This window comes from Micromonospora maritima (genome assembly GCF_902825405.1).
Classification (GTDB): domain Bacteria; phylum Actinomycetota; class Actinomycetes; order Mycobacteriales; family Micromonosporaceae; genus Micromonospora; species Micromonospora maritima.
This window is the reverse complement of record NZ_CADEAU010000097.1, coordinates 1-14,609: the sequence shown is the minus strand read 5'-3', so window position 1 is coordinate 14,609 and position 14,609 is coordinate 1. Positions and strand designations below refer to the sequence as shown.

Here is a 14,609-nt window from a genome sequence, read left to right as displayed (position 1 = left end):
CGACGGACGCCGCCGGCCTGCCCACGGTGGTGCCGGTGCAGCGGGGCGAGGACCCGAACGACCCGGCGGCGGACGGGGCCGAGGCGGCCCAGTCCGGCACCTCCCAGCGGCCGACGCGGACGCCGCGCAGCGCGATCGGGCTCACCGAGCGTGAGCTTCAGGTGCTCCTCGGCATGGCGGAGGGCAAGAGCAACGCGGAGATCGGGCGGGAGCTGTTCGTCTCCGAGGACACCGTCAAGACGCACGCCCGGCGACTGTTCCGCAAGCTGGGCGCACGGGACCGGGCGCACGCCGTGGCGGCCGGGTTCCGGGCCGGCCTGGTCGCCTGACCCACCCGGCGGCTGTCACTCCTCCGCGGTGTCGTCCGTGCCCTCGGTGAGCGTGTCGTGCACGCCGTCGGCGTAGCCGCGGGCGTAGTCCCAGCTCACGTAGTGGTCCGGGTCGGGGTCGTAGGCCGGCTCGTGCACCCGGGGCCGGCCCGAGTTGAGCAGGTGGCGCAGGTTGCCCCGGAGCAGGTCCCAGTCGAAGTAGTGCGGCTCGCGGCAGTCCTCGCACTCGATCACCAGCCCGCGCACGCCGATCGGCTGGAGCAGGGCCTGGTAGATCTCCAGGTCGGCGAGATCCTCCAGGACGTCCTGCCGCTCGACCTCGGTCAGCGGGTCGAGCGCGTCGTCGTCGCCGGGATCGTGCAGGCCGGCAGCCGGATCGGCCGGGTCGCCGTTGAACGGGTCGATGGGCTCGTCGTGCACCCCCTCACCGTAGACCCCGCGCCGCCGGAAAGCCCGCCCACGGCCGCGCTGTGGCCCGGCCTACGCCAGGCCCGCCGCTGCCCGGGGCGGGGCAGGCCAGTGGGTACGATGAGGCGACGCGCCGTCACGCCGGCGCACGCCGGTGCCCGCGCGCGCCGCCTCGCTGCAGCCCGTTCGACCAGCTCAGGGGAGCAATCGTGGAGAATTCGCCCAGCACCGAGATCCCGGCCGGCCGCGACGGCGGGGAGCTGGGTGGCCATCTGCCCGAGCTGCCGGCCGGTTCGGCCCGGGTGGTGCCGCTCGGGTTGACCTTCGACGACGTGCTGCTGCAGCCGGGCGAGTCGGACGTCGTGCCCAGCCGGGTCAACACCCGCACCCGCCTCACCCGCAACATCGAGCTGACCGTGCCGCTGCTGTCCAGCGCGATGGACACCGTCACCGAGGCCCGGATGGCGATCGCCATGGCCCGCCAGGGCGGCATCGGCGTGCTGCACCGCAACCTCTCCGTCGAGGACCAGGCGCTCCAGGTCGACCTGGTCAAGCGCTCCGAGTCCGGCATGATCACCAACCCGGTGACCGCCAGCCCGGACGACACGCTCCGCGACGTGGACGCGCTCTGCGGGCGCTACCGCATCTCCGGCGTGCCGGTGGTCGACGGGCAGGGCCAGCTGGTCGGCATCGTGACGAACCGCGACATGCGCTTCGTCTCCGACCCGGCCACGCCGGTCCGCGACATCATGACCCGGACGCCGCTGATCACCGCCCCGGTCGGGGTGAGCAAGGACGACGCACTCGACCTGCTGCGCCGCCACAAGGTGGAGAAGCTCCCGATCGTCGACGAGTCCGGCGCGCTGCGCGGCCTCATCACGGTCAAGGACTTCACCAAGAGCGAGCAGTACCCGGAGGCCACCAAGGACGAGGCGGGCCGGCTCCGGGTCGCCGCCGCGATCGGCGTCGGCGAGGACTCGTACAAGCGGGCCCGGACGCTCGTCGACGCGGGTGTCGACGTGCTGATCGTGGACACCGCGCACGGTCACCAGCGGGCGGTGCTGGAGATGGTCGGCCGGCTCAAGCGGGACGTGAGCATCGACATCGTGGGGGGCAACATCGCCACCTACGCGGGCGCGAAGGCGCTCGTCGACGCCGGCGCCGACGGCGTCAAGGTGGGCGTCGGCCCGGGTGCCATCTGCACCACCCGGATCGTGGCCGGGGTGGGCGTCCCGCAGATCACCGCGATCATGGAAGCGGCGCGGGCGGCCCGGCCGGCCGGCGTCCCGGTGATCGGCGACGGCGGCATCCAGTACTCGGGCGACATCGCCAAGGCGCTGGTGGCCGGCGCCGACACGGTGATGCTCGGCAGCCTGCTGGCCGGCTGCGAGGAGAGCCCCGGCGAGCTGATCTTCGTCAACGGCAAGCAGTACAAGGCCTACCGGGGGATGGGCTCGCTCGGCGCGATGCAGTCCCGCGGCCAGGTCAAGTCGTACTCCAAGGACCGTTACTTCCAGCAGGACGTGACGAGCGACGAGAAGCTGGTGCCCGAGGGCGTCGAGGGCCAGGTGCCCTACCGTGGCCCGCTCGCCCAGGTCGCCCACCAGCTCACCGGCGGCCTGCGGCTCGCCATGGGATACGCGGGCGCGGAGAGCATCGCCGAGCTGCACCAGCGTGGGCAGCTCATCCGGATCACCGCGGCCGGGCTCAAGGAGAGCCACCCGCACGACATCCAGATGACCGTCGAGGCGCCCAACTACCACACCCGCTGACCCCCCTCCACCCCCGAACACATCTGGAGTCCCCATGCGTGACGTGGTCGAGATCGGGCTGGGCAAGACCGCGCAGCGCGGTTACCACCTGGACGACATCGCCATCGTGCCGAGCCGCCGCACCCGGGACGTCGACGACGTCTCCACGGCCTGGCAGCTCGACGCCTACCCGTTCGGCATCCCCTGTGTCGGGCACCCCTCGGACGCGACCATGAGCCCCGCCTCGGCGGTGCGCCTCGGTCAGCTCGGTGGCCTCGGCGTGCTCAACGTCGAGGGCCTCTGGACCCGCTACGAGAACCCGGCCAAGATCCTGGAGGAGCTGGCCGGACTCGGCGAGGACGCGCGGGCGACCAAGCGCCTCCAGGAGGTCTACGCCGAGCCGATCCGCCCCGACCTGATCGCCGAGCGGGTCCGCGAGCTGCGGGCCGGCGGCGGCACCGTGGCCGTCCGGGTGTCGCCGCAGCACACCCTGGCGCTGGCCCCGGTGATCCTCGACGCCGGCGTGGACATCCTGGTCATCCAGGGCACGCTTGTCTCCGCCGAGCACGTCTCCACCACCGACGAGCCGCTCAACCTCAAGGAGTTCATCGCCGACCTCGACCTGCCGGTCATCGTTGGCGGCTGCACCGACTACAAGACCGCGCTGCACCTCATGCGCACCGGCGCGGCCGGCGTGATCGTGGGCATCGGCGGCGACGACTGGTCGACCACCGAGTCGGTGCTCGGTATCCGGGTGCCGATGGCCACCGCCATCGCCGACGCCGCCGCGGCCCGCCGCGACTACCTGGACGAGACCGGCGGCCGGTACGTGCACCTGATCGCCGACGGTGACATGCAGACCTCCGGCGACATCGCCAAGGCCCTCGGCTGCGGCGCGGACGCGGTGATGCTCGGCGAGCCGCTCTCGCTCTGCGAGGAGGCACCGGCCGGCGGCGCCTGGTGGCACTCCGCGGCCAGCCACCCGTCCCTGCCCCGGGGCGCGTTCGAGGTGGCCGGCGAGCCGCTCGGCTCGATGGAGCGGCTGCTGTTCGGCCCGGCGGACGAGCCGGACGGGCAGCTCAACCTCTTCGGCGGGCTGCGCCGCGCGATGGCCAAGTGCGGCTACCGCGACCTCAAGGAGTTCCAGAAGGTCGGCCTGGTCCTCGACCGCTGAGCAGGCACGACGCGACGGCGCGGACGCGGGTTCGACCCCGTCCGCGCCGTCGCGCGTCTAGGCTCGCCGGGGTGAGACGGGTGCGGTGGTGCGCGGCGGCGCTGGCGGCGGCGCTGCTGACGACCGCGTGCACCGGAGACGACCGGGGCGGGTTCCGGCCCGGCGCGGCCGACGCCGGTGACCCGTACGTGCCGGGGGCCGGCAACGGCGGCTACGACGTCGGGCACTACGCGCTGGACGTCCGCTACGACCCGGGCGACGACCGGCTCACCGGTACGGCCACGGTGACCGCGACCGCCACCGAGGCGCTGTCCCGCTTCCAGCTCGACCTGGCCGGCCTCGACGTCGACCGGGTCCGCGTCGACGGCGAGCGGGCAAGGCACCGCCACGACGACGCCGAACTGGTCGTCACCCCGAGGAACGGGCTGCCGGCGGGCCGGCGGTTCACCGTCGAGGTGACCTACGGCGGGGTGCCGAAGCCCCTGCCCAACGCGGAACTGGGCGACGGCGGCTTCCACGCCACCGGAGACGGCGCGATCGCGCTCGGCCAGCCCGAGTCGGCCAGCACCTGGTACCCGGTCAACGACCACCCGTCGGACAAGGCCACCTACGACATCGCGATCACCGTGCCGGACGGGCTCACCGCACTGAGCAACGGTGTCCCGAAGGGACGGACGAGCGCCGGTGGCCGGACCACCTGGCGCTGGTCGGAGGGCTCGCCGATGGCCAGCTACCTGACCACGCTGGTGATCGGCGACTACCGCGTCACCACCGGCACCCATGCCGGTCGGCCGCTGGTCACGGCCGTCGCCTCGGCGTTGCCCGCGGACGGCCCGGCCGCCGCGTCGGTGGCCCGCACCGGTGAGGTCGCCGACTTCCTGGCCGCCCGCTTCGGGCCGTACCCGTTCGACGCGTACGGCGGCGTGGTGGTGGCCGACGAGCGGATCCGGTACGCGCTGGAGACGCAGAGCCGGCCGGTCTACGGGCCGGGCTTCTTCACCGGCGACCGGCCGAACACGGAGGTGGTCGCGCACGAGCTGGCCCACCAGTGGTTCGGCGACAGCGTCTCGGTGGCCCGGTGGAGCGACATCTGGCTGAACGAGGGCTTCGCCACGTACGCCGAATGGCTCTGGGCCGAGCACGACGGCGGGCGGACCGTGGCGCGGACCGTCGCCGACCGGTACGCCACCACCGACTGGACCCGGCCCACCGTCGACCCGGGCCGGGCCGGGATGTTCGGCGACGCGGTCTACCAGCGGGGCGCGCTCGCGGTGCACGCGTTGCGCCGCGCGGTCGGCGACGACACGTTCTTCCGGATCCTGCGCGGCTGGCTGGCGCAGCACCGCGACGGCAACGCCACCACCGCCGACTTCGTCGGGTACGCCGAGCGGACCGCCGGGCGGCCGGTGCGCGCGCTGCTCGACGCGTGGTTGGTCGGGGCGACCCCGCCGGGCCTGCCGTGACGCGGACGTGACCGCCGCTCGGTAGGCTGCCGCGGGCGGAGCGGCCCGAGGGCAGGGCCGCCGTTCGGACCCCGGGAGGGATCGAGATCATGGCGCGGCGCGGCGGACGACGAGGGCTCGGGCTGCTGGCCTGCGGGACGCTGCTGCTCGCCGGCTGCGGATCCCCCGAGGCGGACCGGAGCGCCGCGGCGCCCACCTCGCCCGAGCCGTCGGCGACGCGCCGGTTCGCGCCCGGCGGGCCCGGGGCCGGCGACCCCTACTTCCCGAGCTACGGCAACGGGGGCTACGACGTCGCGCACTACACGGTGCAGGTGCGCTACGACCCGGACACCGACAAGCTCACCGGCACCACCACGGTGCGGGCCACCGCGACCACCGACCTGTCCGCGTTCAACCTGGACCTGGCCGGCCTGACCGTCCGCTCGGTCACCGTGGACGGCGTCGCCGCCCGGCACGCCCGCGACGACGACGAGCTGGTGGTCACCCCCGCCACCGGCCTCACCTCCGGCAACGGCTTCGTGGCCGAGGTCCGGTACGACGGCCGGCCGGAGGCGCTGCGCAACGAGGCGCTCGGCGAGGGCGGCTGGCTGCACACCGCGGACGGGGCGATCGCGCTCGGCCAGCCGGAGTCGGCGAGCACCTGGTACCCGGTGAACGACCACCCGTCGGACAAGGCCACCTACGACGTCGAGATCACCGTTCCCAAGGGGCTGACGGCGGTCGGCAACGGGGTGCCGAAGGGGCGGACGACCACCGGCGGCTGGACCACCTGGCGCTGGTCGGAGGGCTCACCGATGGCCAGCTACCTGACCACCGTGGTGATCGGGAAGTTCCGCGTCACCACCGGCCGGCACAAGGGACGGCCGGTCTACAGCGCGGTCACCACGCGGGTGGCCGAGGGCGCGCCGGACCGGTCGATCGCCCGCACCGTCGAGGTCGCCGACTACCTGGAGAGCGTCTTCGGGCCGTACCCGTTCGACGCGTACGGCGGCGTGGTGGTGGCCGACGAGCGGATCCGGTACGCGCTGGAGACGCAGAGCCGCCCGGTCTACTCGGCCGGGTTCTTCCGGCAGGGCGACAACACCGGCGTGGTCGCGCACGAGCTGGCCCACCAGTGGTACGGCGACAGCGTGTCGCTCCAGCGCTGGCAGGACATCTGGCTCAACGAGGGGCTGGCCACGTACGCCGAGTGGCTGTGGGCCGAGCACAGCGGCTCCTCGACCGTCCAGCGCACGTTCGAGCAGCAGTACGCCAACGCGCCCGGCCAGGTCTGGCGGACGCCGCCGGGCAAGCCGGGCGTGGCGAACCTGTTCGGCCGCTCGGTCTACGACCGGGGCGGGATGACCGTGCACGCGTTGCGGGTCGCGGTGGGCGACACCGCGTTCTTCACGGTGCTGCGCACCTGGGCGGCGGAGCGCAGGCACGGCAACGGCACCACCGCCGACTTCGTGGCGCTGGCCGAGCGGGTGTCCGGGAAGAAGCTCGGCAAGGTGTTCGACGCCTGGCTGTACGGCACCGAGCGGCCGGCCGCCCCGAAGCCGCTGTAGCGGCTCAGGTCTTCACGCGCAGGGTCGGGTGCGCGGCCAGGAACGTCTCCGCGCGTCCGCCGCGCAGTGCGGTGAGGAACTCCCGGCCCAGCGGCCGGAGCTGTTCGCCCCGGTACGCGCCGCCGCTGCCCACGCCCGCCCCGGGCAGCGCCACCAGGGTGAGGCGGTCGGCCGGCAGACCACCGAGGGCGTACGCGAAGTCGACGAGCTTGCGCCCGCCTCCGACGTACACCAGGGTCCGACCGAGCGCGGCGACGACCTGCTCGACGCGCTGCGGGTCGCGGGCGGTGCCCTGCTCGACGAGCTTGCGGGCGAGCGCCCGGAGCAGCTGCTGCTGGTGTCGCTGCCGGGTGTAGTCGCCGCCGGCGGTGTAGCGCTGCCGGGCGTAGTCGAGCGCCTGCCAGCCGGTCAGGTGGCGGGTGCCCTTCTCGTAGACCATCTGCGGGCCGGTGTACCCGCCGCCGCCCAGCGGCCGCATGGTCCCGTCCGGCCGGCGGTGCCGGGAGGCGACCCGCTGGTCGACGTAGAGGTCGACCCCGCCGAGCGTGTCCACCAGCTTGTCGAAGCCGCCGAAGGTGATCACCGCGCCGGCGTCGATGCGCAGCCCGGTGTAGCGGGAGACGGTGGTGCGCAGCAGCTCGTACCCCTGGGCGGTGCTGGGGTGCCGCTTGTCGCCCGGCACCCGGCTGCCGTAGCTCATCGCGTGGGTGAGCTTGGTCCGGCCGCCCGGGTAGCGCGCCTTGGGGAAGGCGGGGATGTCGACCACCAGGTCGCGGGGGAGCGAGAACAGGTACGCCCGGCCCAGCCCGGCGGGCACGTGCAGCACCAGCACGGCGTCGGCGTGCGGCTCCCAGCCGGGGATGCTGACCCGGGTGTCGACCCCGACCAGCATCAGGTTGAGCGGCCCGGTCAGGTCGGCGCCGGGCGGTGGGGTCGGGCTGGCGGTGGTCGGGGCCGGGGTGGGTGACGCCGGTGTCGGGGTGGCCGGCGCGGCGGCCCGGTCGGGGGAGCGGTGCGCCACCAGCCGGGTGGTCACCACCGCCCCGGCGGCGACCAGCAGCACCGCCACCAGGGCGGCCAGGCCCAGCAGGCGTCGTCTCGTCACGGTTTCGTCCTCTCCCCGTCGTGTTCGACGCGTCGGGAGGTGCCAGCGGTTGCAGCGGCGGGAATCCCAGCGGTCGAAGCGCTCTGCATGATCTGCGAAAAACTCTTGCTGGCGCCATAGCTACCCGTCGGTAATGATGCGTTCATGCGCTACGACGTGGTCGTCATCGGATCGGGCTTCGGCGGCAGCGTCACCGCGCTCCGGCTGGCCGAGAAGGGTTACTCGGTCGGCGTGCTGGAGGCCGGCCGACGTTTCGCCGACGAGGAGTTCCCGAAGACCTCCTGGCAGGCGCGACGGTTCCTCTGGGCGCCGAAGCTCGGTTGTTTCGGGCTCCAGCGGATCACTCTGCTCCGCTCCGCCGACCGGAAGAGTGGCGGCGGCGTGCTGGTGCTCTCCGGCGCCGGGGTGGGCGGCGGCTCGCTCGTCTACGCGAACACGCTCTACGAGCCGCTCGACGCGTTCTACGCCGACCCGCAGTGGCGCGACATCACCGACTGGCGTGACGAACTGGCCCGCCACTACGACCAGGCGAAGCGGATGCTCGGCGTCACCACGTACCCGATCGTCACCGGCGCGGACCGGGCGATGCGGGCGGTGGCCGAGCGGATGGGGGTGGCGCACACGTTCCACCCGACGCCGGTCGGCGTGCACATCGGACGCCCCGGCCAGCGCGTGCCCGACCCGTACTTCGGCGGGGTGGGCCCGGACCGCACCGGGTGCAGCCACTGCGGCTCGTGCATGACCGGGTGCCGGCACGGGGCCAAGAACACACTCGTCAAGAACTACCTCTGGCTCGCCGAGCGGCTCGGCGCGCAGGTGCACCCGCTGACCACGGTGACCGCCGTCCGGCCGGACCCGGCGGGCGGCTACACGGTGCACACCGAGCGCACCGGCGCCTGGCTGCGCAAGCGGCGCGCGGTGATCCACGCCGACCAGGTGGTCTTCGCGGCCGGCGCGCTGGGCACCCAGCGGCTGCTGCACGAGATGCGGGCCACCGGCGCGCTGCCGGCGCTCTCACCCCGGCTGGGTGAGCTGACCCGGACCAACTCCGAGGCGATCCTCGGCGCCTCGGTGGGGTCCGGCGCGGCCCGGCGGCGTGGCCTGGACTTCTCCGAGGGGGTGGCGATCACCAGTTCGTTCCACCCCGATCCGCAGACCCACATCGAACCGGTCCGCTACGGCAAGGGCTCCAACGCCATGGGCCTGCTCCAGTCGCTGCTCGTCGACGGCGGCCCGCGCCGGGTCCGGCGCTGGCTGGGCAGCATCGTCCGGCAGCCGGGGCTGGCGGCGCGGATGCTGTCCGTCCGGGGCTGGTCCGAGCGCACCGTCATCGCGCTGGTCATGCAGTCGGTCGACAACTCGCTGACCACCCGCTACCGGCGGGGCCGGCTGGTCTCCGGGCCGGGCCACGGCGCGCCCAACCCGACCTGGATCCCGGCCGGGAACGAGGCGGTCCGGATGCTCGCCGAGGAGATCGACGGCACCCCGGGGGGTGCGGTGACCGAGCCGTTCAACATCCCGATGACCGCGCACATCCTCGGTGGCGCGGTGATCGGCGCCGGCCCGGACGAGGGCGTGGTGGACCCGTGGCACCGGGTGTACGGGCACCCGGGGCTGCACGTGGTGGACGGCGCGGCGGTGTCGGCGAACCTGGGTGTGAACCCGTCGCTGACGATCACCGCCCAGGCCGAGCGGGCCATGTCGTTCTGGCCGAACAAGGGCGAGGCGGACCCGCGGCCGGCGCTCGGCTCGGCGTACGCCCGGGTGGACCCGGTGCCGCCGCGGAACCCGGCGGTGCCGGCGCACGCCCCGGCCGCGCTGCGCTGAGCCGGCAGGTCAGCCGACCGGTGGGCGGCGCCGGTCCAGCCAGGCGACCACCACGGTGTGCGGCACGGTCAGGGCGGCCAGCACGGCGACCGTCAGTGCCAGCGGATCGAATGGCCGTCCCGGCCAGCCCGCCAGCACCACCGGCACGGCTGCGGCGATGAGGGTGGGCAGGGCAGCGGCTCGCGCGAAGCGACCCAGTGGCGCCGTCCACCGGCCGGCCGCCAGGTCGGACCGGTTGGCAGGGTGCGCGCGCAACAACCGGGACACGTGCCGGGCGGCGTGCCAGGCGGCGAAGTACGTCCCGACGGCCAGCGCCGGCGGTACGGCGGCGAAGAGGGCGAGAAGCAGGACCGGTTCGGCGGCGGCGAGGAGACGCCCGCCGCGCAGGTCCCGCACGACGGTGAGGGTGCCGGCGGCCACCAGACATCCGAGAGCCAGTAGCCGCAGCCCAGGGCTGAGCGCCGCGGGCGCGCCGGGGGCGACCGCCGCCAACAGCGGATCGACCGTCTCGGGCCAGACCAGCAGCGGTACGACCACCGGCGGGCCGCCGCGGGCGAGTACTCCGGCCGGTGAGTAGCGGACCGGTCGCCCGTCCCGTTCGGCGTGGAACGCCTCGTCGGCGGCGCCGAAGTGGATCACCGACAGCACGAGGAAGGCCAGCAGTGCCGGTGTCGGTGCGGCCTGGAACACCACGAGCACCAGGGCGGCGACGGCGGCGTAGCCGAGCGGCACGGCCAACCGGGCCGCCGGGGACCGGGCCCGTGCGGACGACCAGCCGGGCACCAGGTGGTCCACCGCTCCGTGTGGCAGGCCGGCGAGCAGCCCGGCCAGCAGGTACGCGGGCGAGGTCCCGACCCCGGTGTGACGGATCAGCGGTGCCAGGGCGAGCAGGCCGGCGACGGCCAGGACGGAGGCGTGTCCCCGGCCCGCCGGCAGCCCGGGTGCCGCCGGGTCCGGCGCGATGACCGGACGGTGCCGCCCCGGGGCGCCGGCGGGGGTGGTCACGGCCGTCCCGCGACCGCGAGTTCGTTCCGTCGGGCCAGGCTGCGCAGCCGGGCCAGGTCGAGGGCGCCCCAGCCGACCTTCGACGCGACGGAGAGCAGCACGAACAGGGCGGTGTCCGTGGTCGGGCCGAGCAGCTCGAGGCCGGACGGGCCGGCGAGCCAGATCAGTGGGTATCCGATCCAGAGGACGGTGAGCACGGCCGCCGCCTCGACGTACGCGTGGCGCAACCCGTCGGGCTGGCGACGTGCGACGGATCGCAGTGGCCCCCAGATCACCGCGAAGATGCCCAGCAGCGCCACGGTGCCGAGGGTGAAGTACCGGTATCGGCTCCCCGGGTCGGCGGAGAGGTCGGCGAGGAGGCCGGCGGCGATCATGGCGAGGTTCAGCCCGACCAGGGTGGCCGGCAGGACCGGGTGCCGGCCGGGCAGGGCGTGGGTGGCGGTGAGCGCGAGCGCGACCAGCAGGAGCGAGGCGCTGACCGCCCAGTCGGCGTAGCGGGCCCAGTAGACCGACTGGCCGCCGGCATCCGTCACCCGGCCACCGCCGAGGGCGAGGGCGGTGTACCAGAGCCCGGACCAGACGGGAACCGCGACCGCGACCTGGTACTCGATCGCGGGGACACCGCGGGGCCGTGCCCACCAGGCGAGGAAGAGCAGCGTCCCGCCTGCCATCGAGGTGACGTACAGCCACAACCACCAGCCGGTCACGCCGCACTCCGGATCGAGGATCGGCGGATTCCCGTCGGCGCCGCGCTCACCGACCTACGGTAACGGTTGATAACGGACTTATCCGGCGATCTGGACGGCTGTGGGCGGGGACGGCGATGAACTTCGAGAACACCTTCTCCTACAACGTGGACCAGTTCACGCTGATCTCCCACGTCCTCAGCCTGGGATTCGCGGTGATGGCGGCCGGGCTGGTCTACTTCCTGGTGACCCGGGGCTCGGTCGCGCCGCGTTACCAGTTCTCCTCCGTGCTCTCGGCCGTGGTGATGGTGTCGGCCTTCTTCGAGCTGTTCCTGCTCTACCAGCGGTGGGTGGGCGCCTTCCGCTGGGACGGCACGGCGTTCGTCCAGTCCGGCACCCTCTTCTCCAACGGCTACCGCTACGTCAACTGGTCGATCGACGTTCCGGTGCTGTTGATCCAGTTGCTGGTGGTCATGGGGGTGACCGGCCGCCGATTCCACCTGGCCTGGGTCGCCTTCGTCGCCGGTGGGCTCGCCATGATCTACACCGGGTACGCGGGCCAGTTCCACGAGGTGCAGCGCTCGGCGCCGTTCTGGGTGTGGGGGCTGGTCAGCACGGTCTTCTTCGTGCTCCTGCTGGTCCTCGTCGCGCGGACCATCTTCGGCAACCTGGACCGGCTGCCCCCGACGGCGCGACCGCTGGCCCGCGGCGTGTGGTGGCTGGTGCTCGTGTCCTGGCTGCTCTACCCCGGGGCCTACCTCATGCCGGCCCTCTGGGACTCGGCCGACGGCGTGGTCGCGCGGCAGCTCACGTACACCGTCGCGGACATCACCTCGAAGGTCGTCTACGGCGTCCTGCTCGGGATCATCGCCCGCCGGATCAGCGCGACCGAAGGGTACGCGCCGGCGGTGGCCGACGAGGTCGCCCTCCCTCGCGGCGGGATGACCGGTGGGGGCGGCGCGACGGACCGGGCGGGACGGGGCGGCGGCGGGCGCGGCGGGGCCCGGTGATCCACCCCGACCAGGTGGCCCTCCGGGTGACGTCCCGCGAGGCTAGGGCCGCAGCGACCGCCGGAGGATGTGGTTGATCCCGAACTCGGTGTCGCTCACCCGCACGTCCTGATAGCCGATGCGCTGGTAGAAGCCGTGCCCGGTGATGCTGGCGCCGGTCTCCATGAAGTCGTGACCCTCGGCTCTGGCCAGGTCTTCGACGTGCCGCATCAACAGGCGGCCGATGCCGCCGCCGTGCGCGTCCGGATCGACGAACATGGTGTAGACCTTGTTGCCGTCGCGGGAGACCGTGCCGACGACGCGGCCGTCCCGCTCCGCGACGTAGACGCGTCGCTCGCGGCCGAGCCGGCGGAAGCGGTCCGGGGAGAAGTGGTCGCACATCCGGTCGATCAGTTCGGCCGGGTAGTCGCGGCTGTTCACCTCGCGCAGACAGCGGACGACAAGCGCCGACAGCGCCTCGCCGTCGTCCGGCCGGAAGTCGCGAATCGTCACCGTGCTGGTCATCGGTCCGCCCCTGTCGTCCTCGTCGGTCGGGTCGGCGGCACGCTATCGGGCCGGTGGACCGGTGGCGGTCCGGACGGACAAGTCGGGGCGTACCGGAGTCCTCGGTCACCCGCCACGCGGAGTGTGCGGGGCGCGTCCGCGGTGCCGGTGACTGTCGGTAGGCTTTGCCCACATGAGCACGCCTCGCCCCGTCCTCGTGGTGGACTTCGGAGCCCAGTACGCCCAGCTCATCGCGCGCCGTGTCCGCGAGGCGAGGGTCTACTCGGAGATCGTCCCGCATTCGATGCCGGTGTCCGAGATGCTGGCGAAGGACCCGGCGGCGATCATCCTGTCCGGTGGCCCGGCCAGCGTCTACGCCCCGGACGCCCCGCAGATCGACGCCGGCATGTTCGACACCGACGTGCCGGTCTTCGGCATCTGCTACGGCTTCCAGGCGATGGCCCAGGCGCTCGGCGGCACGGTCGCGCGGACCGGCAACCGCGAGTACGGCGGCACCCCGCTGCGCCCGCGCCTGACCGAGCCCGGTGTGCTGCTGCGGGACCTGCCGGCCGACCTGCCGGTCTGGATGAGCCACGGCGACTGCGTCACCGAGGCCCCGGAGGGCTTCACGGTCACCGCCGAGTCGGCGGGCGCCCCGGTCGCGGCGTTCGAGGACCTGGCCGGCCGCCGGGCCGGCGTGCAGTTCCACCCCGAGGTGGGGCACACCGCGCACGGTCAGGAGATGCTGACCCGCTTCCTCTACGAGATCGCCGGCGTCGCGCCCACCTGGACGCCCGAGAACATCATCGACGAGCAGGTCGCCCGGATCCGCGAGCAGGTCGGCGACAAGGAGGTCATCTGCGGCCTCTCCGGCGGCGTCGACTCGGCGGTCGCCGCGGCGCTCGTGCACCGGGCCGTCGGCGACCAGCTCACCTGCGTGTTCGTGGACCACGGGCTGCTGCGGGCCGGTGAGGCCGAGCAGGTGGAGAAGGACTACGTCGCCGCGACCGGCATCCGGCTCAAGGTGGTCGACGCGCGGGAGCGGTTCCTCGGCGCGCTCGCCGGGGTGACCGATCCGGAGCAGAAGCGCAAGATCATCGGTCGGGAGTTCATCCGCGTCTTCGAGTCCGCCGCCCGGGAGATCGCTGCGCACGGTGACGTCGAGTTCCTGGTGCAGGGCACGCTCTACCCGGACGTGGTGGAGTCCGGCGGCGGCACCGGCACCGCCAACATCAAGAGCCACCACAACGTCGGCGGCCTGCCCGAGGACCTGAAGTTCTCCCTGGTCGAGCCGCTGCGTACGTTGTTCAAGGACGAGGTCCGCACGATCGGCCTGGAGCTGGGCCTGCCCGAGGCGATGGTGTGGCGGCACCCGTTCCCCGGCCCGGGTCTGGCCATCCGGATCATCGGCGCGGTCGACGAGGAGCGCCTCGCAGTGCTCCGCAAGGCCGACCTGATCGCCCGGCAGGAGCTGACCGCGGCCGGCCTGGACCGGGGGGTCTGGCAGTTCCCGGTGGTGCTGCTGGCCGATGTCCGCAGCGTCGGCGTGCAGGGCGACGGGCGCACCTACGGGCACCCGGTGGTGCTGCGCCCGGTCTCCAGCGAGGACGCGATGACCGCCGACTGGTCCCGGCTGCCCTACGACGTGGTGGCCCGGATCTCCACCCGGATCACCAACGAGGTCGCCGAGGTCAACCGCGTGGTCCTGGACGTGACCAGCAAGCCGCCGGGCACCATCGAGTGGGAGTGACGCCGGGTCAGGCGGCGGGCGGCGGCCCGGCCTGTGGCCCGGCCGGCGGGACCGGCGGCCAGCCGGGCGCG

13 protein-coding genes are annotated in these 14,609 nt (G+C 73.6%); 8 read left to right on the top strand and 5 right to left on the bottom strand.

Translation table 11 applies throughout. The features are described 5' to 3' along the window. The coding region (locus HUW36_RS12280; protein WP_174528271.1) for a response regulator transcription factor at positions 1-329 on the top strand (329 nt) is incomplete at its 5' end. Between the two features lie 15 nt (positions 330-344). Here the strand turns inward: HUW36_RS12280 and HUW36_RS12275 are convergent. Beyond that, complete coding sequence (locus HUW36_RS12275; protein ID WP_174528270.1) at positions 345-749, bottom strand: DUF5319 domain-containing protein; 405 nt, start codon at positions 747-749, stop codon at positions 345-347. A gap of 197 nt (positions 750-946) precedes the next feature. On the opposite strand from HUW36_RS12275, the gene guaB reads away from it, so the two are divergent. From guaB to HUW36_RS12255, 4 genes are all read left to right on the top strand, one after another. Next, positions 947-2,509 (top strand): IMP dehydrogenase, encoded by a 1,563-nt coding sequence (guaB, locus tag HUW36_RS12270; protein WP_174528269.1) that lies wholly within the window; start codon positions 947-949, stop codon positions 2,507-2,509. Positions 2,510-2,543: 34 nt separating this feature from the next. After that, positions 2,544-3,662 (top strand): GuaB3 family IMP dehydrogenase-related protein, encoded by a 1,119-nt coding sequence (locus tag HUW36_RS12265; protein WP_091570345.1) that lies wholly within the window; start codon positions 2,544-2,546, stop codon positions 3,660-3,662. A gap of 71 nt (positions 3,663-3,733) precedes the next feature. Beyond that, positions 3,734-5,125: a M1 family metallopeptidase gene (locus HUW36_RS12260; protein ID WP_174528268.1), complete on the top strand. Its 1,392-nt coding sequence runs from the start codon at positions 3,734-3,736 to the stop codon at positions 5,123-5,125. Positions 5,126-5,214: 89 nt separating this feature from the next. Further along, positions 5,215-6,672: a M1 family metallopeptidase gene (locus HUW36_RS12255; protein WP_174528267.1), complete on the top strand. Its 1,458-nt coding sequence runs from the start codon at positions 5,215-5,217 to the stop codon at positions 6,670-6,672. Positions 6,673-6,676: 4 nt separating this feature from the next. On the opposite strand, the gene HUW36_RS12250 is transcribed toward HUW36_RS12255, so the two are convergent. Then, positions 6,677-7,777, bottom strand: coding sequence for an LCP family protein (locus HUW36_RS12250; RefSeq protein WP_174528266.1), 1,101 nt, complete (start codon positions 7,775-7,777; stop codon positions 6,677-6,679). 144 nt (positions 7,778-7,921) lie between these two features. On the opposite strand from HUW36_RS12250, the gene HUW36_RS12245 reads away from it, so the two are divergent. Continuing rightward, entirely contained in the window at positions 7,922-9,604 is a 1,683-nt protein-coding gene (locus HUW36_RS12245; RefSeq protein ID WP_174528265.1) for an FAD-dependent oxidoreductase, read from the top strand. 9 nt (positions 9,605-9,613) lie between these two features. Here HUW36_RS12245 and HUW36_RS12240 read toward each other — a convergent pair whose 3' ends face one another. Next, positions 9,614-10,609, bottom strand: a complete 996-nt coding sequence (locus HUW36_RS12240) for a Brp/Blh family beta-carotene 15,15'-dioxygenase (RefSeq protein ID WP_174528264.1) — start codon at positions 10,607-10,609, stop codon at positions 9,614-9,616. Further along, positions 10,606-11,316, bottom strand: coding sequence for a bacteriorhodopsin (locus HUW36_RS12235; protein WP_174528263.1), 711 nt, complete (start codon positions 11,314-11,316; stop codon positions 10,606-10,608). The genes HUW36_RS12240 and HUW36_RS12235 overlap by 4 nt, the downstream gene beginning before the upstream one ends. Positions 11,317-11,432: 116 nt before the next feature. On the opposite strand from HUW36_RS12235, the gene HUW36_RS12230 reads away from it, so the two are divergent. Further along, complete coding sequence (locus HUW36_RS12230) at positions 11,433-12,305, top strand: bacteriorhodopsin (protein ID WP_174528262.1); 873 nt, start codon at positions 11,433-11,435, stop codon at positions 12,303-12,305. 42 nt (positions 12,306-12,347) lie between these two features. Here HUW36_RS12230 and HUW36_RS12225 read toward each other — a convergent pair whose 3' ends face one another. Beyond that, positions 12,348-12,809 carry a GNAT family N-acetyltransferase gene (locus HUW36_RS12225; RefSeq protein WP_174528261.1) on the bottom strand — a complete coding sequence of 154 codons (462 nt, stop codon included), beginning with the start codon at positions 12,807-12,809 and terminating at the stop codon, positions 12,348-12,350. Positions 12,810-12,981: 172 nt separating this feature from the next. On the opposite strand from HUW36_RS12225, the gene guaA reads away from it, so the two are divergent. After that, positions 12,982-14,538 (top strand): glutamine-hydrolyzing GMP synthase, encoded by a 1,557-nt coding sequence (guaA, locus tag HUW36_RS12220; protein WP_174528260.1) that lies wholly within the window; start codon positions 12,982-12,984, stop codon positions 14,536-14,538. The last annotated feature ends 71 nt before the right edge of the window (positions 14,539-14,609 follow it).